Annotated in this window: 17 protein-coding genes; 15 read left to right on the top strand and 2 right to left on the bottom strand. The window is 46.8% G+C overall.

The features are described 5' to 3' along the window. The first annotated feature begins 21 nt into the window (after positions 1–21). From DXD92_RS13335 to DXD92_RS13375, 9 genes are all read left to right on the top strand, one after another. Positions 22–1,038 carry an ABC transporter ATP-binding protein gene (locus DXD92_RS13335; protein ID WP_118640730.1) on the top strand — a complete coding sequence of 339 codons (1,017 nt, stop codon included), beginning with the start codon at positions 22–24 and terminating at the stop codon, positions 1,036–1,038. Further along, the gene (locus tag DXD92_RS13340; RefSeq protein ID WP_118640708.1) at positions 1,028–1,933 is read left to right on the top strand and encodes an ATP-binding cassette domain-containing protein; all 906 of its coding nucleotides are present in this window, start codon (positions 1,028–1,030) and stop codon (positions 1,931–1,933) included. Before DXD92_RS13335 ends, DXD92_RS13340 begins: the two co-directional genes overlap by 11 nt. Beyond that, the gene (locus DXD92_RS13345) at positions 1,930–2,937 is read left to right on the top strand and encodes an ABC transporter permease (protein ID WP_117762214.1); all 1,008 of its coding nucleotides are present in this window, start codon (positions 1,930–1,932) and stop codon (positions 2,935–2,937) included. The genes DXD92_RS13340 and DXD92_RS13345 overlap by 4 nt, the downstream gene beginning before the upstream one ends. Beyond that, entirely contained in the window at positions 2,934–3,827 is an 894-nt protein-coding gene (locus DXD92_RS13350) for an ABC transporter permease (RefSeq protein WP_330415444.1), read from the top strand. The genes DXD92_RS13345 and DXD92_RS13350 overlap by 4 nt, the downstream gene beginning before the upstream one ends. 139 nt (positions 3,828–3,966) lie before the next feature. Further along, positions 3,967–5,709, top strand: coding sequence for a dihydroxy-acid dehydratase (ilvD, locus tag DXD92_RS13355; protein WP_118640710.1), 1,743 nt, complete (start codon positions 3,967–3,969; stop codon positions 5,707–5,709). Positions 5,710–5,847: 138 nt separating this feature from the next. Then, positions 5,848–6,462, top strand: coding sequence for a hypothetical protein (locus DXD92_RS13360; protein ID WP_118595804.1), 615 nt, complete (start codon positions 5,848–5,850; stop codon positions 6,460–6,462). Positions 6,463–6,496: 34 nt separating this feature from the next. Next, a complete protein-coding gene (locus DXD92_RS13365) occupies positions 6,497–7,258 on the top strand; it encodes an endonuclease/exonuclease/phosphatase family protein (protein WP_118595805.1) in 762 nt (253 codons plus the stop codon). A gap of 200 nt (positions 7,259–7,458) precedes the next feature. After that, positions 7,459–8,637 carry a trans-sulfuration enzyme family protein gene (locus tag DXD92_RS13370; RefSeq protein WP_117510969.1) on the top strand — a complete coding sequence of 393 codons (1,179 nt, stop codon included), beginning with the start codon at positions 7,459–7,461 and terminating at the stop codon, positions 8,635–8,637. Then, positions 8,618–9,802, top strand: a complete 1,185-nt coding sequence (locus DXD92_RS13375) for a MalY/PatB family protein (RefSeq protein WP_117801892.1) — start codon at positions 8,618–8,620, stop codon at positions 9,800–9,802. Before DXD92_RS13370 ends, DXD92_RS13375 begins: the two co-directional genes overlap by 20 nt. 76 nt (positions 9,803–9,878) lie before the next feature. Here the strand turns inward: DXD92_RS13375 and DXD92_RS13380 are convergent, their stop codons facing one another. After that, positions 9,879–10,607 carry a hypothetical protein gene (locus tag DXD92_RS13380; protein ID WP_022462534.1) on the bottom strand — a complete coding sequence of 243 codons (729 nt, stop codon included), beginning with the start codon at positions 10,605–10,607 and terminating at the stop codon, positions 9,879–9,881. 282 nt (positions 10,608–10,889) lie between these two features. Next, positions 10,890–11,630, bottom strand: coding sequence for a hypothetical protein (locus tag DXD92_RS13385; RefSeq protein WP_022462533.1), 741 nt, complete (start codon positions 11,628–11,630; stop codon positions 10,890–10,892). Between the two features lie 389 nt (positions 11,631–12,019). Between DXD92_RS13385 and thrH the strand changes: the two genes are divergently transcribed. From thrH to DXD92_RS13420, 6 genes are all read left to right on the top strand, one after another. Further along, positions 12,020–12,628 (top strand): bifunctional phosphoserine phosphatase/homoserine phosphotransferase ThrH, encoded by a 609-nt coding sequence (gene thrH, locus DXD92_RS13390; protein WP_055227856.1) that lies wholly within the window; start codon positions 12,020–12,022, stop codon positions 12,626–12,628. 72 nt (positions 12,629–12,700) lie between these two features. Next, entirely contained in the window at positions 12,701–13,543 is an 843-nt protein-coding gene (locus DXD92_RS13395; RefSeq protein ID WP_117801893.1) for an alpha/beta hydrolase, read from the top strand. Positions 13,544–13,711: 168 nt separating this feature from the next. Next, positions 13,712–15,298, top strand: a complete 1,587-nt coding sequence (locus DXD92_RS13400) for an AAA family ATPase (RefSeq protein ID WP_118595806.1) — start codon at positions 13,712–13,714, stop codon at positions 15,296–15,298. A 229-nt stretch (positions 15,299–15,527) separates the two neighbouring features. Continuing rightward, positions 15,528–16,370: an aldo/keto reductase gene (locus DXD92_RS13405; RefSeq protein WP_243104903.1), complete on the top strand. Its 843-nt coding sequence runs from the start codon at positions 15,528–15,530 to the stop codon at positions 16,368–16,370. A gap of 74 nt (positions 16,371–16,444) precedes the next feature. Further along, the gene (locus tag DXD92_RS13410) at positions 16,445–17,314 is read left to right on the top strand and encodes an aldo/keto reductase (RefSeq protein ID WP_118640714.1); all 870 of its coding nucleotides are present in this window, start codon (positions 16,445–16,447) and stop codon (positions 17,312–17,314) included. Positions 17,315–17,861: 547 nt separating this feature from the next. Beyond that, the gene (locus DXD92_RS13420) at positions 17,862–19,535 is read left to right on the top strand and encodes an extracellular solute-binding protein (RefSeq protein WP_118595808.1); all 1,674 of its coding nucleotides are present in this window, start codon (positions 17,862–17,864) and stop codon (positions 19,533–19,535) included. Positions 19,536–19,611 lie beyond the last annotated feature (76 nt).

A 19,611-nucleotide genomic window follows, 5' to 3' on the forward strand; every position in this document is an offset into this window, starting at 1 on the left:
TCTGTACAGGAGAAAAACGGAATGAAGGAACGATTAAAAGTGGAACATCTTTCCGTCAGCTTTTTTACGGATGAGGGGGAAGTACAGGCGGTCCGCGATGTCAGCTTTTCCCTGAATGCAGGTGAGGTGCTCGCTGTTGTAGGCGAGTCAGGCTGCGGAAAAAGTGTGCTCTGCAAAAGCATTATGAAGCTGCTGCCGGAGAATGCAAAGATCAAAAACGGAAAAATTCTGGTCAATGGAGAAGAAATTGCAGGATACGGGGAGCGAAGAATGCGGGAACTGCGGGGAAAACTGTTCTCGATGGTTTTCCAGAATCCGATGACTTCCTTAAATCCGACGATGACAGTCGGAGCGCAGATTGCAGAGGCAGTGCGGGCGCATCAGAAAGACATGGGAAAAGAAGAAGTGGAACAGAGAGTGACAGAACTGATGCAGCTGGTGGGAATCGAGCAGGCAGAAGAGCGGAAAAAGGCATATCCGTATCACTTTTCCGGCGGAATGCGGCAGCGGATCGTACTGGCGATTGCGCTGGCGGGCAATCCGGAAATTCTGTTTGCTGATGAGCCGACGACAGCGCTGGATGTGACGATTCAAGCACAGATTCTGGACCTGCTTCGGGAAATTCAGAAAAAACTGGGAACGGCGACGGTCTTTGTCACACATGACCTTGGCGTTGTAGCGCGGATCGCAGACCGGGTAGCGGTCATGTATGCGGGAAAAATAGTAGAGATTGGAACCGTGGATGAGATTTTCTATGATCCCCGTCATCCGTATACGTGGGGACTGCTGCGTTCCATACCGGCGTTTTCGAGGGGAAAAGAAAGCCTGCCGTCTATCCCGGGAATGCCGCCGTCTCTTCTCCATCCGCCGAAGGGCGATGCCTTTGCCAGCCGCAATGCTTATGCGCTGGAAATTGATTTTGAGGAGGAGCCGCCGATGTTCCAGGTCACAGACAGCCATTATGCGGCAACATGGCTGCTGGATGAGAGAGCACCGAAGGTTGTGCCGCCGATAGGAGGAAACACAGATGGAACATGAGATTTTGCTGGATGTGCGTCATCTGACCCATATTTTTCCACTGTCCCGGAAAACAGCAGTCAAGGCAGTCGATGATGTATCGTTTCAGATTCGAAGAGGAGAAATTTTTGGACTGGTAGGAGAATCCGGTTCCGGAAAATCTACCGCTGCACGCTGTGTGATGAATATTTATCAGCCATATGCCGGCCAGATTTATTATAAAGGGATTGATACCTGCGACAGAGGCCAGTTCCGGAAAAATAAAAAAATGCTGCAGACGACACGCCAGATGATTTTTCAGGATTCCGGTTCCAGTCTGAATCAGGGGATGAAGGTCCGCGACATTATTGAGGAGCCGATGCGCGTGCAGAAAATCCGGCCGCTGCGGGGAAGCTATGAGGAGGAAGCCAGATTCCAGATGAAATACGTGGGGCTGGATCCGGAATATCTGAAAAAATATCCGGGAGAATTGTCCGGCGGACAGCGGCAGCGCGTTGCGATTGCACGGGCACTGACGATGGAGCCGGAGCTTCTGGTGGCGGATGAACCGATTGCATCGCTGGACGCGTCGATACAGGCACAGATTGTGAATCTGTTCCGTCATCTGCAGAGGGAGCACGGTTTTTCGTTCCTGTTTATTGCGCATGATCTGGATATGGTCGAATTTCTGTGTGACAGAGTAGGTGTGATGTACCATGGAAAACTGGTGGAGACCGGCCCGGCGCGAGCCGTGTTTGAAAATCCGCTGCATCCATATACGAAAGCACTGATCGCGGCCATTCCGATTCCGGATCCGCGAAGGGAAAGAGCGAGAGCTGTACCGGATTTTTCCAATACAGAATTTCCCAGGACGGGAACACTGCGGGAAGTGGAAAAAGATCATTTTGTGCTGATGGAGGGAGGCGATGCAGGATGAAAAGCCGGAACAGAGTGCTTTACTATGGAAAAAAAGCAGCGGCATTTCTGGCAAGTGTTCTGCTGTTGTCTGTGCTCGTATTTTATATTTCAAGGCTTGCGCCGGGAGATCCGCTGGTATCATATTACGGAGACCGCGTGGAAAAAATGACGCCCGAAGAAAGAGCGTGGGCCGAAGAAAAATTGGGACTGAAGGATCCCATTTCCGTACAGTATATCCGCTGGGCAGGCAATGCGCTGCATGGGGATTTCGGAATTTCGTACAAATATAAAATGGATGTAACGCGCGTGATCGAGGGAAGAATTGGAAATACGCTGGTGCTTGGCGGCATTGGATTTCTGCTGATTTTCACCCTCGCGCTGCTTCTTGGAATTCTCTGTGCATGGAAGGAAGATATATGGCTGGACCGCATCATCTGTAAGGTGGGAACCATCACGGGATGTATTCCGGAATTCTGGCTGTCGCTGCTTCTGATTCTTGTTTTTTCCATGCAGCTCAAATGGCTGCCGAGTTCCGGTGCCTACTCTGTTGGAAAACAGGCAGATTTTTCTGACCGTGTCTGTCATCTGATCCTGCCGATGACGGTCGTAGTGCTGAGTCATTTGTGGTATTACGCATACATGATCCGCAATAAAATTCTGGATGAAGTGCGGGAAGAGTATGTGCTTCTGGCAAGAGCCAAGGGGCTGAAACGAAAGACGGTTCTGTTCCGGCATTGCCTGCGGAATACGATTCCGTCGTATCTTGGCATCATGGCCATTTCTGTTCCGCATGTGCTGGGGGGAACCTATATTGTAGAAACGGTTTTCTCGTATCCCGGTATCGGAACGCTGGCGTATGAGAGCGCACGGTACAAAGATTACAATCTTCTGATGCTGCTTTGCCTGATGTCCGGAATCGTTGTGATTCTGTGCAATATGGCGGCACAGATCATCAACGAGAGAATTGATCCGCGGATGCGGGAGAAAGAAGCGGCAGAAACATCGGAGGTAATGATGCTGTGACAGAAAAAACACAATTATTTCAATTTGCAGGAGAGAGGCCTGCAGAAAAAACAGAAGCAGAAAAAAAGAAAAAATGGTATCAGGACCGGCCGGTGGCAGCAGAGTTTTTTCTGGGTCTTCTTGTGCTGGGCTGTCTTTTCTGTGGGCAGATTATGACGAAGGATCCTTCGTATATGGATCTGAAAAACTGTTCCGTCATGCCGTGCCGGGAATTTCTGTTTGGAACCGATACGATGGGAAGAGATATTTTCTCGATGATCTGGTACGGCGGCAGAATATCGCTGGCGATCGGTCTGCTTTCTACGCTGATTTCCACTGTGATTGCCGTTCTCTTCGGCGCAGTCAGCGGATGTGCACCGGCGTGGCTGGACGCGCTTCTGATGCGGCTGACCGAGATCTTTTTGTCGGTGCCGAATCTTCTTCTTGTCATTTTTCTTCTGGCCGCTGCGGGAAAATCCAATGTGATTACGATTTCTGCCGTGATCGGAATGACAAGCTGGACAAGCATTGCAAAGGTTGTGCGGACCGAAGTACGGCAGATCCGGAACAGTGAATACGTGATTGCGTCGCGCTGTATGGGAGGCAGTTTTTTCTATATTTTATGGCACCATCTGGCACCGAACTTTTTTTCGTCTATTATGTTTATGGTGGTTATGAACATCCGAAGTGCGATTGTAGCAGAATCCACACTGAGTTTTATGGGAATCGGTCTTCCGCTGGAGGTGATTTCCTGGGGCAGCATGCTGTCACTTTCGGAAAAAGCGCTGATGACAAAGGCATGGTGGATCATTCTGATCCCGGGTGTTTTTCTGATTGTGACGCTGCTTAGTTTTACAAGCATTGGAAATTATCTGCGAAAGCAGGCAAACAGAAAACAGAGAAATCTGTGAGCTGTTCAGAGAGGCTGCGGTCTGTGGGGAATCCCTGCAGACTGCAGCTTTTTTGTCTTGCAATCAAATACAGGGATTGCTATAGTGAAAAGCAGAAAGAGTATTTTTAATACCTAAAAAACAGCGGGAGGAGAAGGAAATGCTGAAGAGTCAGGAAATGCGGAAACTTGCACCGGAGATGGATCCGCTCCGGATTGGAACAGGATGGAAAAAAGAGGATCTTGAAAAACCGCAGATTATGGTGGAGAGTACGTACGGGGACAGCCACCCGGGAAGCGGCCACTTAAATCTGCTGGTCGAGGAAGTGCGGAAAGGCGTTGCGGAAGCGGGGGGCTTCGGGGCGCGGTATTTCTGCACCGACATCTGTGACGGCGAGAGCCAGGGAACGGACGGCATCAACTACAGTCTTGCGAGCCGCGAGATGATCACCAATATGATCGAGATCCACGCGAATGCGACACCGTTTGACGGCGGCGTCTATCTGTCGAGCTGCGACAAGGGTATGCCGGGCAATCTGATCGGCCTTGCGCGTGTCGATATTCCGGCGGTTGTTGTGCCGGGCGGAACGATGAATGCGGGACCGGAGATGCTGACACTGGAGCAGCTTGGCATGTACAGCGCAAAATTTGAGCGCGGTGAGCTCGACGAGGAGAAGCTCGACTGGGCGAAATGCAATGCCTGCCCGAGCTGCGGTGCCTGTTCGTTTATCGGAACGGCATCCACGATGCAGATCATGGCGGAGGCACTCGGCCTCGCCCTGCCTGGAAGCGCTCTGATGCCGGCGACAAGCCCGGATCTTCTGGCATATGCACGGGAGGCAGGCCGCCAGGCGGTAAAACTGGCACAGATGGAGCATATGCGGCCAAGCGATCTTGTGACGAAAGAGAGTTTTGAGAATGCGATTCTTGTCCACGCGGCAATTTCGGGAAGCACAAACTGCCTGCTGCACATCCCGGCCATTGCGCATGAGTTCGGCATCGAGATCACCGGCGACACATTCGATCGTCTGCACCGCAATGCGCGGTATCTGCTCGATGTCCGCCCGGCAGGAAGATGGCCGGCAGAGTGCTTCTATTATGCGGGCGGCGTTCCGGCGATTATGGAAGAAATCAAAGATCATCTGCATCTCAATGTGATGACGGTGACTGGAAAGACGCTCGGAGAAAATCTGGCGGAGCTTCGTGAAAATGGATTTTATGAGAAGTGCAGCGGATGGCTCGCAAAATTCAATGAGCGGTATGGAACTTCGATTATAAAAGAAGATATTATCCGCCCGTATGACAAGGCGATCGGAACGGACGGCAGCATCGCTGTTCTGCGCGGAAACCTTGCGCCGGAGGGAGCCGTCATCAAGCACACGGCCTGCCCGAAAGAAATGTTCCACGCCGTCCTCCGTGCCCGACCGTTCGACAGCGAGGAGGAGTGCCTCGATGCCGTGCTGAAACATAAGGTTCAGAAAGGCGACGCCGTCTTCATCCGCTACGAAGGCCCGAAAGGCAGCGGTATGCCGGAGATGTTCTATACTTCCGAGGCAATCAGCAGCGACAAAGAGCTTGGAAAGAGCATCGCGCTTATCACCGACGGCCGTTTTTCCGGCGCCTCCACCGGCCCGGTCATCGGCCACTGCAGTCCCGAAGCTGTAGACGGCGGCCCGATCGCACTCGTCGAGGAAGGGGATTTGATTGAGATTGATGTGAAGGAACGAAAACTTAACATCATCGGAATCGCCGGTGAGCGCAAGTCCATGGAAGAAATCGATGCGATCTTAAAAGAACGCCGCCAAAACTGGAAACCGCGCGAGCCGAAATACAAAAAAGGCGTACTCCGTCTTTTCAGCCTCCACGCAGCAAGCCCGATGAAAGGGGCGTATCTGGAGTACTAAAAATACTTGCGTTTTTCTGGGATGGTCTTTAGAAGTTAAGGCAGAGCAAAAAATGGAGGAAGGAGCAACAGAAAAACAAGTGAAAGAAAATACCTAAAAAACAAACTGTTCCTGTATAATGTTGCATCTCTTCAGAGAATGGTCGGAAGTCCAGATTCTGTACAGAAGAATGTGGTGCTGGAGAACAAGTCGCTGTCGGCGGAGCAGATTACCGGTGTGGAAAACCGAAAGAGCAAGGCAGGCGAAGCCGTTCTTCCGGTACTGCGCAGTGTTTCGCTGTTTCTTCTCGGGCTGCTTGGCGTGCTTCTGATTCTGCTGACGCTGCTTGTGATTGCGGCGGAGGCGGCGCGGATCATCTGTCTTGGACCGGCGGCAAAGAAACAGCAGAAGGAGCGGCCGGGCAGGCGGATCCGAAGAACGGAAGCAAGAATTTACCAGTATCTTTGTCTGTGGGGCATAGATGCCGGTCTTGGCTGGGGAACAGCAGCAACCGATGCAGAACTCGCCCGCAGATTTCCGGCGGTCGAGCCAGGCGAATATACGCGTGTCTGCCATCTGATCGAGAAACATATCTACGGTGAGATTCTGCTGTCTCCTTATGAGGAACGTACGCTGAACCATTTTCTGGAAAAGCTGATGGAGCCGGTACCGGGCTGCAGCTGGAAAATGCGGCTGAAGCTGCGCTATGCGTGTCTGCGCCGTGTGAATACGAAGAAAAAGAAGAGAAAGCACAGCGCTTTCCAGCAAAAATAAGGGTTAGGAAAACAAATAAAAGGAGGGTTTTACCATGAAATTTGTAACATTTAATATTCGCTGTGATTTTGGCCAGGATGGAGCCAATAATTTTATCTACCGCAGACCGCTGATTCTGGAAAAAATCAGACAGGAAAAGCCGGATATCATCGGTTTTCAGGAGGTACTGCCGCATGTGGCTGCCTGGCTGAAGGAAAATCTGACAGAATATTACATTGCCGGATGTGGAAGAGAAAAGGATCTGACCGGTGAGGCAATGATCATTGCCTATCGGAAAGAACGTTTTCAGAGTGTGAGCCTGGAAACCTTCTGGCTGTCACCGACACCGTACGTGCCGGGATCCCGCTATCCGGTACAGAGTATGTGCCCGCGTACTGCGACGGATGTGGTATTTGAGGATATGGAGACCGGAAAAGTGTTCCGCGTCATCAACACCCATCTGGATCACGAGTGCGCCGGGGCGAGAAAGCTTGGCCTGGAGCAGATTCTCGCACATCTGAGAGCAGAGAAAGCATTTGCCGATGTGCTGGTGATTCTTAGCGGCGACTTCAATGCCGAGCCGGACAGCGAAGAGATGAAACCGCTGAGGGAAACTGCCGGTCTTGTGAATGCGACGGAAGGAATCGGCATTACCTTCCACAACTATCATCGCGATGATCCGAACGATCCGCAGTGCTCGATTGACTACATCATTCTCAAAGGGGACTGGGAACTGAAAAAGGTGGAAAAATGGACGGAGCAGAAGGACGGTGTGTGCCTTTCTGATCATGATCCGATCTGTGCGGAACTTATTTAAAATATGGATGCAAGAGGCGGCCGCCGGGAGAAAAATCTTCTGGCGGCGTTTTTTTACGATAGTTATAGGAAAAACTTATAACAAGTCAAAGAAAAAAGGGAATATACAAACGCCGCATTTTCTGTTATGATAGGTTACGTTACAAAACCTATCAGATTAGTATAGAAAGAAAAATTACGAAATAACAGGAGATTATTCATATGGCAAGAGGAATTGACACAAAATGTATCCATTTAGAAGAGGACGAGGGACAGTGTAGCCACTACGGCGCACTCAGCTACCCGATTTATCAGACCGCAACGTATGCGCATCCGGGCGTAGGACAGAGCACCGGATTTGATTACAGCAGACTGCAGAACCCGACCAGAGAGCATCTGGAGAAGATGGTGGCTGTGCTGGAAAACGGAATTGATGCGTTTGCATTAAGCTCCGGCATGGCAGCGATCTCACTTCTGATGGAGCTGTTCCGCCCGGGAGACCACATCATTGCGGATTCCGATTTGTACGGCGGAAGCATTCGTCTGTTCCACCATGTGAACGAGAAAAACGGCGTCGAATTTTCCGGCATCGACTGCTGCCGTGATGACGTGGAAAGCTATGTGAAAGAAAATACAAAAGCCATCTACATCGAGACCCCGACGAACCCGATGATGAACGTAACCGACATCCGAAAGATGGCGGATATTGCAAAACGCCACAACCTGATTCTGATCGTGGACAACACCTTCATGTCTCCGTACTTCCAGAACCCGCTCGATCTCGGCGCGGATGTTGTCATCCACAGCGGCACGAAATACTTAAGCGGCCACAATGATACGCTGGCAGGCTTTATCGTGACAAACCGTGAAGACATTCAGGAAAAACTGCGTTTCCTGATTAAGACAACAGGTGCAGGTCTTGCTCCGTTTGACTGCTGGCTGGTGCTGCGCGGCATGAAAACTTTAGGCATCCGCATGGAGCGTTCCCAGGAGAATGCAGAGCAGATCGCTGCATGGCTGCAGAAGCAGAAAGCAGTCACAAGAGTGATCTATCCGGGACTGCCGGATCACCCGGGCCATGAGATTATGAAAAAACAGGCAAGAGGCTTCGGTGCTATGCTGACAATCCAGCTCGAGAGCAAAGAGTTTGCCCTTGCCATTCTGGAGAAGGTAAGAATGATCCGTTTCGCAGAGAGCCTCGGCGGCGTGGAGACACTCGTTACGTATCCGACGACGCAGACACATGCCGATGTGCCGAAGGAAATCCGTGAGCGGAACGGAATTACGGAGAGCACCCTTCGCTTCTCCGTCGGAATTGAAAATATCGAGGACCTGATCGGCGAGCTTGAGAAGGTTTTTGCAGAAATTGAGGAAGAGAAAAATGACGGAAAGAAATCTTGATTTTGACAGAATCATCAACCGAAAAAATACAGACTGTTTAAAATATGACTTCGCAGTAAAACGCGGTATGCCAGCTGACGTGCTGCCGCTGTGGGTGGCGGACATGGACTTTGAGACATCCTCCTACATCGAGGATGCGCTGGTGGAGCGTGTAAAAATGGGCATTTACGGCTACAGCGATGCGCAGACTCCATATTTTGAGGCAGTTGCGGGGTGGATGAAACGCCATCACAACTGGGAGCCGAAAGAAGAATGGCTGATCAAAACGCCAGGCGTTGTGTTTGCACTTGCGATGGCAGTCAAAGCTTACACCGCGCCTGGGGATGCCGTGCTGATCCAGTCACCGGTTTACTATCCATTTTCGGAAGTCATTGCGGATAACGGCAGAAGAGTTGTCAGCAGCACGCTGGTGCTCGGCGATGATAACCGCTATCACATGGATGTGGCGGATTTCGAGGAGAAGCTGAAAGCTGAAAACGTGAAGCTCTTTTTCCTCTGCAATCCGCACAACCCGGTCGGAAGAGTCTGGACGAAAGAGGAGCTGACGGCAATCGGAGATCTCTGCATAAAGTATGGCGTGACGGTTGTAAGTGATGAGATCCACGGAGATTTCATCTTCAAAGGCGAGCATCAGGTGTTTGCCGCAATCAAAAAAGAATACGAGGATATCACGATCACCTGCACGGCACCGAGCAAGACGTTCAATCTGGCAAGTATGATGATGTCGAATATCTTTATCGCCAACCCGGAACTCCGTGCAAAATTCCGGAAACAGCTTGACGCAGCCGGAACGAGCCAGCTTGGCGTGATGGGGCTGGTGGCATGCGAGACGGCATATAACAAGGGCGAGGAGTGGTATGAGGCAATGCTTTCCTATGTGAAGGCAAATGCAGAATTTACAAAGCAGTATGTGGAGGAGCAGCTTCCGGGCGTGAAGATGATCGACCTGGAGGGAACATATCTCGTATGGCTCGATTTTCGCGAGACGGGGCTATCCGTTGATGAACTGGAAGACCTGATGATCAACAAGGCGAAGCTGTGGCTTGACAGTGGCAAAATCTTCGGAGACTGCGGACGCGGTTTCCAGCGGATCAACATTGCCTGCCCGCGCGCAACCCTGACCGAGGCACTGGAGCGGATTCGGGATGCAATGAAAAGCAGATAAAGCCACACCGATGAGATGCGTAGCATTTTGGAAGTTGGCTCTGAACAGTGACGAAAACATGTTGAAAAGGCGCAGCTTACGGAACATCTTTTTGGGAGATATGATTTTTTTTGTGTCTCCGGTAGAGAAAGAAGAAAGCTGCGCCTCCGCATATCAAAACGAGTACTTTCACCGGAATCTGATATACCGGATACACAGAGGTATAAATGCAATGATATTCTGGCGAAGAAACTTCGCTTTCCTCAGCAGGGCTCGGGCTCCAGGAAAAAGATGCCAGAATTCGAAAATATTTTTTATCAGAAGAAAACTGGCTATAAGGAAGATAAAAATCTGGGTTTCCAGGCGTTGTGATTTTCCGTTCCAGCGTCCAGGGTTCTTCCGTGCTGTTCCGAGTCCACAATTCTGCTTTTTCTAATTCAAAAAGATACATCAGTGGATCTGTCTCCAGACGGATAAAGTCTTCTTTCGCAGTTCTTACCTGGGTTATATTTTGAAAATCGAAAACTGTCTGATATAACAAAGAACGATCTGATTTTTCCTGATAGGTGAGTACATTTGCGGCATACAGATCTTGGAAACTTTTTGTCTTTTCAGATCGTTTAAAAAAATAGAAATCGATAGGTTTGGAAGAAGTTTTTCGATACTCGTTTTCTAAACTGGATTCTATTGGCGAAGCATTTTCTGGTACGTTTTCTTTTAAAAAAGAGCACAATACCGTATCGTCATTTTCGAATGCAGTGTCTGCTTTGACTGGAACAGAAAAACAGAATAACAGGGTGAAAAATAAAAATTTGATTTTTTTCATAATGAGTTACCTCTTATTTATGGCTTTATTCAGTTGATGCCGGATTTAAAAGTTTTTTTGAATGGTTGTTCTGTACTTTTTGTTCCTGCAATTCCTAAAACATTCATAATCTGCCCGTTTTTCTACGAGTAATGGCGACTTGCTCATGATTTTACTTAAATTACTTGAAAATACCTTAAACACAATTTGCCTATCAGAGAAATTTGTGCTTCTGGATAGGCAAATTGTTACTTTGAAAGAGTAATTAGAAATTAAATGTACTTGTATGTGGTGAATGAAAGTTTAATAACTTAGGTTCATTGTTTTATATGCAGTATAGGCTGTTCCTGATGGAGAGTAGCTAATTCCACCACCGTTGTAGGAAAAAGAGATACTGTAGCCGGTTTTCTGGGGATTATATAAGTATCCCATTACAATTCTTTTATCACTGCTATTACCTGCAGTAGCGTGACAGTATGTAACACCTTTAAGCTTCATGGCATAGTCGGGTGTTCCTAGTTGACTCCCTGAAAATTCAGCACCAGATAATTGCTGATTATTTGCAGTAAGAGTTCCACCGACTTTCCAATCGTTCATAGTATTATCTTTGTACCATAATTTTCCACCATATTCATACGGTCTCATAGCAGCGCCTAATTGAAAAGAAAAACTGTCTTTTCCGCGAGGTTGTTTATTAGAAGTAAACTCGTATGTTGGATAGATATAAATGGTTGATGCATTTTTAAAAGCTGATGCAGTAAAGGAAATACCGGTTAAAGTTTCGCTACTGAGTATCGATATTTGATTTTCGATATTTGAATTAATATATTCAAAATGTTTACCTCCACTTTTTAAGTCATCCACAATGAACTGCATGACGTCATCATCCAGCTTTTCTATTTCCTTTTGTGGCATTCCGGTTTTTAATAGATATGCTTTGTTAGATAGAACAACATTATTATCTGCCTTTACATTGCAAATTACCATATTTAAGGACAGAATACAACAAATAAAAAATGCAAGACATGTTTTTAATTTTTTCATGATGAGTGGTCTCCTTTCATAAGTATTGTTGGATGGTTTTAGTTTTTTATTTATCCTTAGATTAGTGCACTATCTGAAAAGTAAATTCGTTCGTTAATATGGATGATAAAATAGAAAATTAATAAAAATGCTTGTAATTATTATATAAATATATAAAAAATAAATCAATAGTCAAAAAACATATAAATAAATATATGAATTTGTAAAAAACAACGATTTTGTAAAAAGAATGTAATTTTAGAGAGATATATACGTATAAAAAAATAAAACGTGATTTTAATTTGCAGTGATATGGATTCTATGATATAGTGTGGTAAAGTGATGCTGTGAAAAAAAACAAAACCCCGTCGGCAAACAAGGCGGGCAGCGCAGGAAAGGGGATCATAACAATGTATATTACATGTCTGGATGTAGAAGGAGTACTGGTACCGGAAATCTGGATCGCGTTTGCGGAGGCAAGCGGAATCCCGGAACTTAAAAAAACGACACGCGACGAGCCGGATTACGATAAACTGATGAGATGGAGACTTGGAATCTTAAAAGAGCATGGCCTTGGACTGAAAGAAATTCAGGCTACGATTGAAAAAATTGATCCGCTGCCGGGCGCAAGAGAGTTCCTCGACGAGCTGCGCACCTTCTCCCAGGTGATTCTGATCAGCGACACCTTCACGGAGTTTGCCGCACCGCTGATGAAAAAACTTGGCTATCCGACCCTGTTCTGCAACTCCCTGGAAGTCGCAGACGACGGAGAGATCACAGGTTTTAAGATGAGAGTCGAGCAGTCGAAGCTCACCACCGTAAAAGCACTGCAGTCCATCGGATTTGAGACGATCGCAAGCGGCGATTCCTACAATGACCTTGGCATGATTCAGGCAAGTAAGGCAGGTTTTCTGTTCCGCTCGACCGATAAAATCAAAGCCGACTATCCGCAGATCCCGGCGTATGAGACGTATGAGGAGCTGCTTGGCGCGATCAAAAAAGCAATGGATGAGAAGTAAACAAAAAAGGTGATTTCCGGCCAGAGGCTGCGACAAACGGTCAGGAAAACAGAAATATGGGGGTTTTATTACATGAGAAGAAGAATTCAGGTAGAAGCAGAAAAACCACAATTCTGCGTCACAACAGGAATTACATTTGCACAGGCGGATGCCTGGTTTGGAAACACGGTGCAGGATTTGAAGCTGGATTTGATTTACCCGCGGGATAACACCAGAAAATACCCGTGTGTGGTATGGATTTGCGGAGGGGCCTGGATCCAGATGGACCGCTCGGCACATCTTGCCTATCTGTCCGTACTGGCACAGCAGGGATTCGTTGTTGCATCGGTAGAATACCGCACGAGTAATGAGGCAAAATTTCCGGCATCGCTGCAGGATGTGAAAGCAGGAATCCGTTATCTGCGTGCACATGCCGATCGCTTCAACATTGATCCGGACCGCATCGGTGTGATGGGAGAGTCTGCGGGCGGTTATCTGACCTGCATGGCAGCGCTTGCGACAGATCCCGTTTATGATGTGGGAGAAAATCTGGAATATTCCAGTGCCGTACAGGCCGCCTGCCCGTGGTACCCGCCGACCGATTTCCGCGGATTCCCGTACAGTGATCCGGAGCAGTGTGCGGCATCTCCGGAATCCCTTCTGATGGGCAAAAACGTGATGCGCCATCCGGAAGAAGCACTCGCATGCTGTCCGGTCAGCTTCGTGACAAAAGCCGCACCGCCGTTTCTGATCATCCACGGAGAGAATGACCATACTGTTCCGTTCGGACAGGGAGAGGAACTGCACGACGAACTGGAAAAAGCGGGATGTGACGTCACACTGCTTTCGATCGAGGATGCCGACCACGCAGATCTTCGTTTCTTCCAGAAGGAAGTGTGGGACGAAATCTGTGCGTTCTTCCGCGCAAAACTGTAAAAGAAGCAAAAGCAGAGTGAAAGTCCAGGAGATTTTCGCTCTGTTTTTTGATTGTTTGGGAGAATCTGTGGTGCAGCATTTTTTGCAGGATAAAGTCTACCCATCGGAGTTCTTTCCGTGTATAATGAATACAGGAAAGATCACAATGTGAACAGGAAGGAGGCCGCCATGGGAAGATTTTTAAATCCGGGAAATGAAGCATTTTCGGAAGTCATTCATTCAGAAATCTATGTAGATAAAACACCGCTTCTGGAATATACCAACAGAGTGATCAGTACTACATCAAAATTTATCTGCAGCAGCCGTCCGAGGCGTTTCGGAAAGTCAATCACAGCGGAGATGCTGTCGGCATATTACAGCAAAGGCAGTGATTCCAGAGAACTGTTTGCGGACTATGCGATTCATAAGGCGGAGTCCTTTGAAAAACATCTGAACCAGTATGATGTGATTCATTTTGATGTCCAGTGGTGCATGATGGATGCCGGAAATGCGGATTGCGTTGTGGAATATATCAATAACGGAATTCTGCAGGAACTGAAGGAAAAATACGGAGAACTGATTCCGGATACTGTGAAGACGGTTTATGGGGCGATGTCCTATATTAAGGCTGCTGCGGGAAACAAATTTGTTGTCATCATCGATGAATGGGATGTACTGATCCGAGATGAAGCGCAGAACCATAAAGTGCAGGAAGAATATATTGATTTTTTAAGAGGCATGTTCAAAGGATCGGAACCGTCAAAATATATTGCACTGGCGTATCTGACAGGAATTCTGCCGATCAAGAAATTAAAGACACAGTCCGCCCTCAACAATTTTGAAGAATTTACCATGCTGGATGCAGGAAGAATGGCACCGTATGTTGGCTTTACAGAAGAGGAAGTGCATGATTTATGCGACAGGTACGGACAGATCTATGAGCAGGTGAAATTATGGTATGATGGATATTCTCTGGAAGGGTATCAGGTATATAATCCAAAAGCCGTTGTCAGCCTGATGCTGAATGGAAAATATAAAAGCTACTGGTCCAATACCGGCAGCTATGAAGCAATCGTGCCACTGATTAACATGAATTTCGACGGACTGCGGGCGGCAATTATAGAAATGATGTCGGGGGCCGCCGTGGATGTGGATGTGACATCTTTCCAGAATGATACCGTAAGCTTCGCCAACCGGGATGATGTACTGACGTATCTGATCCACTTGGGATATCTGGCTTACGATCAGGACAGGGAGCAGGTTTTTATTCCAAATGAGGAAATCAGACATGAATTAAACAATGCGGTGAAACGCAATAAATGGAATGAAATGATTACTTTTCAGAAGGAATCCGCAGATTTGCTGGATGCAACCCTGGATATGGATGAAAAAGCGGTAGCAGATGGGATAGAGCGAATTCATCAGGAGTACAGTTCGGTGATCCAATATAATGATGAAAATTCCCTGAGCAGCGTGCTTACGATAGCATATTTAAGCTCTATGCAGTATTATTTCCAACCCGTAAGAGAGCTGCCGACCGGACGCGGTTTTGCAGATTTTGTTTATCTTCCGAAACCGGAATACAGAACAAGTTATCCGGCGCTGCTGGTAGAACTTAAGTGGAACAAAAGCACAGATACCGCCATAGAGCAGATCTGGGATAAAAAATATCCGGATTCTATTCTGGAATATACAGGAAATATTCTTCTGGTGGGAATTAACTACAATAAAAAGACGAAAGAACATGAGTGCAGGATTGAAAAGATAAAAAGATAGAAAACCGAATGCTGAGAGGAAAAACGTCATATCATGGACAACGGAATTCATGATATGACGTTTTTGTAAATATTTCAGTCGATACGAAATAGGAATGAACGATTAGATTTTAGAAATTTTTTAAAAAAAGTCCTTGATCGGTAGCAACTCCCGGGTGATAAGCTAAAGCTACAAAGACAGGGAAATAACAAAATATCACACATCAAAATAAAACAGGGAGGTTATGATGATGAACTTTACATTAAGCAATCAGGTACAGATCCCGGCAGTGGGAATCGGAACTTTTATGATGACACCAGACCAGGCAGAGCAGGCGGTTGTGGACGCATTAGCCTGCGGATACCGCATGATCGACACGGCACAGGCTTACATGAATGAGCGCGCGGTCGGACGCGGAATCAAAAGATCCGGTGTGGCAAGAGAGGACATTTTCATCTCCACCAAAATCTGGGTAAGCCAGTATCTGACAGAAGGAACCGTAGAAAAGAGTCTGGAACTGCTTGGAACCGACTACATCGATCTGATGTTTATCCATCAGCCTGCAGGCGATTTCATGGCAGGATACCGTAAACTGGAAAAGGCATACAAAGAGGGCAAAATCAAATCGATCGGTATTTCCAATTTCCAGGGCGAAAAGTTGAAAAAGCTGCTGGATGAGTGCGAGATCAAACCGCATGTGATCCAGATGGAAGCACATCCGTATTACCGCGATGAAGAAACCATCGCAGCACTTGCACCGTGCGGCTGCTGCGTGATGGCATGGTATCCGTTAGGACACGGCGATCATGCACTGCTTGAGGAGCCGGTTGTCAAAGAGCTTGCGGAAAAATATGGAAAGAGCACCGCACAGGTCATCTTAAGATGGCATACACAGGTTGGAAACATCGTCATCCCGGGATCGACCAATCCGGAGCACATCAAGGTAAACCTCGATATCTTTGATTTCGAACTGACGGAAGAAGAGATGAAACAAATGGCAGGCCTGAACAAAAACGTGCGCTACTATTACCCGGATGAAGAGAAACTGGCAGCATACGCGAATATGAAGATTGATCTGGACAGCCAGAAATAAAATAAATACGGTCTGCCGAAGATGGAAGAGCATGTGTTTACTGCATTTATTCAATAAGAAAGGGGAAACAAAAAATGGAATATAAAGTATTGACAAATAGTGTAAAAATGCCGATGGAGGGTTTTGGAGTTTTTCAGGTAAGAGATAAAGAAGAGTGTAAAGAATCTGTTTTAAATGCCATCCGGGCGGGCTATCGTCTGATCGACACAGCGGCTTCCTACACGAATGAAGACGCCGTTGGGGAAGCTGTCTGTGAGGCGATTGCGGAAGGAATCTGTACCCGCGAAGAGCTGTTCATCACATCCAAGATGTGGGTGCAGGATATGCAGAATTATGAAATGGCAAAGAAAGCCATCGACCATTCAATTGAGACACTGGGCGTGGAATATCTTGATCTTTATCTTCTGCACCAGGCAATGAAAGATTATTTCAGCGCATGGCGTGCCATGGAAGATGCATACAAAGAAGGAAAGTTAAGAGCCATCGGTGTTTCCAATTTTTATCCGCATGTGCTGACCAACTTCTGCGAAACGGTAGCGATCCGTCCGATGGTAAACCAGATTGAAATGCATCCGTACTTCGCACAGGAGTCTGCATTAAAAGTCATGGAAGAGTACCAGATCGTGCCGGAGGCATGGGCACCGCTCGGCGGAGGACGCCACAATCCGTTTGACAACGAGATGGTAAAAGAAATCGCTGCCGCACACAGAAAGACCGTAGGACAGGTAGTTCTGCGCTGGAATGTACAGCGCGGCGTTGTAGTCATTCCGAAATCGGTTCACAAAGCGAGAATCGAAGAGAATTTCCAGATATGGGATTTTACACTGACTGAAGAGGAGATGCAGAAAATCAGTTCACTGGATCTTGGCTATCAGGGAACTGCGGTCAAGCATTTTGATCCGGAATTTGTTAAAATGTGCAATACCAGAAAGATCCACGAATAAAACAGGGCGGTTTGGTTTCCAACTGCTGTAAGATCATTTTTGCACAGGCAGACGTTGCGTTCCTGGATCCAGAATATTCGATGTCTGTACCATTCCAGTAGGTCATTTCCGGTGCGTTTGATACCTTAAGCTATGCAATGGAAACATATTTCGGCAAACCGGAGGAAAACAATCTGTCCGATGATATCAATGAGGCACTTGCGGCAGAACTGCTGAAAGGAAAAACATATAACTCTTAAAATTTCTTGCAGGATTTCACCCTGTGTGGTACATTATAGTTATGAATTGCGGTGGCCGTCTTCGGACAACACCTTGAAAGAGCCTGATGCGTCAGGCTCTTTTTATTACAGGTTTTAGCTTGCTTATTTAATTGAAGTGGCTAACATGGGGCTGCCCTTGGTGTGCAAGAAGTAGAAAGCAATAAAATAAAAACAATAATGACAATATCTAAGCCAGAGGCCTAGGTGTTATTTTTAGCAAGTATTATTGCAGAATATCAGGTGCTTATTATAACAAATAGAAAGAGGAAATGAGACAGGGGAAAAGAATGAAGAAAAAAACAACAATATTATTACTGGCAGGGAGTCTGATGATAGCTGGAATAGCTGCTCTCCTGTACCAGAGCCAGAACAGCAGAAATCAGATCCGTCATTATACGGCCTTTTTTTCAACAACAGGGGAAGAGATCACTTCGGATAATGATATGAAAAAGAAGATCGCTGAACAGATCGGAGCCGATTGTGAAGAAACATGGCTGAAAGGACAGACAAAGGATAATGCACTGAATGCTTATATTGCAGCCGGCGAGTATCCGGATTTTATTTCCGGCGAAAGTAAATTATATGATGCAGGAGCACTGATTCCCATTGACGAATACTGGGACAATTATCCCAATATAAAAAATTATCTGACAGAGGAACAGTGGGACCTGTTTCGGCAGGCAGACGGACATATCTACTGGATTCCACAATTCGGAGTTTCACAGGGACAGGACACGGAAGTAATCCACAGCGGAGAAGCTTTCTGGATTCAGACAAGAGTTTTGAAATGGGCAGACTATCCGGAAATCACGACGGTGGATGAATATTTTGATCTTCTGGAACGGTATCAGGAAGCAAATCCCTGTCTGGAAAATGGAACACCGAATATTCCGTTTGCTATTTTATGCGATGACTGGAGATACTTTTGTCTGGAGAATGTTCCTCAATTTCTGGATGGATATCCGAATGATGGGAGCTGCATCGTAGATCCAGATACACTGCAGGTCATTGACTATAATACAACACCGACAGCCAAAAGATACTATCAGAAATTAAATGAAGAATACAAAAAAGGAATGATCAGCCCGGAAACATTTCTGGATACTTATGAAGAATATCTGGATAAGCTGTCCACAGGTGCTGTTCTTGGTATGGTGGATCAAAGATGGCAGTTTTATTATGCCATACAGACAGCGTATGATTCCGGAAATCTGCGCAGTTATGGATGTGATTATGTGCCACTTCCGATAACAATAGACAAAAAAGTAAAGAATCAGTGGCATACGGCAAGATCAGCAGAGCTGGATACCGCGTCAGGACTTTCTATTACCATTTCCTGTGAAGACCCGGAAGGGGCAATGCAGTTTGTAAATAACCTCCTTGATCCGGAGATTACGAAATTACGTTTCTGGGGAGAAGAAAATCTGGATTATTCGATAGACGAAAACGGAATATTTTATCTGAATGAGGAGCAGGGCGTAAGGGTAAATGATCGGAAACTGAAAAAGACGCATTTTTGTACATATTCCTATTTTCCAAGGAGTGAAGGAATGCTGTCAGATGGAATCAATGCATTTTCGCCGGAAAATCAACCGGTAGAATTCTGGAAAAGCCAGCCCCGGGATATACAGGAATGTTTTGAGGCGTATGGAGTAACAAACTATGTAGATATGCTTGGGAGAAATGATGCGCCGGGAGTGTGGTATCCCATGTATTCGTATACCAATTCACTGACATCAAATACACAGGCAGGACAGACACTGGAACGGATGGATGAAGTAAAACACCGGTGGCTTCCGCAGGTGATTCTGGCACAGAATTTTGAAGAAACATGGAATTCCTATATGGAAGCATACAACGCATGCGATCCACAGAGCTATTTTGAGGATTTACAGAAAGAGCTCGATCAACGAATGAACAAAAAGAATAGCAATTTTTGCATATTGAATGACAAGAACTAAATAGTCCGAAGGCCCCTATTTGTTTACAATGGTGATAACCAGTAAACAGATGGGGGCTTTTTATAAAATACGGGAG

The organism is Blautia sp. TM10-2, assembly GCF_003480845.1.
GTDB classification, from domain to species: Bacteria; Bacillota; Clostridia; order Lachnospirales; family Lachnospiraceae; genus Fusicatenibacter; species Fusicatenibacter saccharivorans.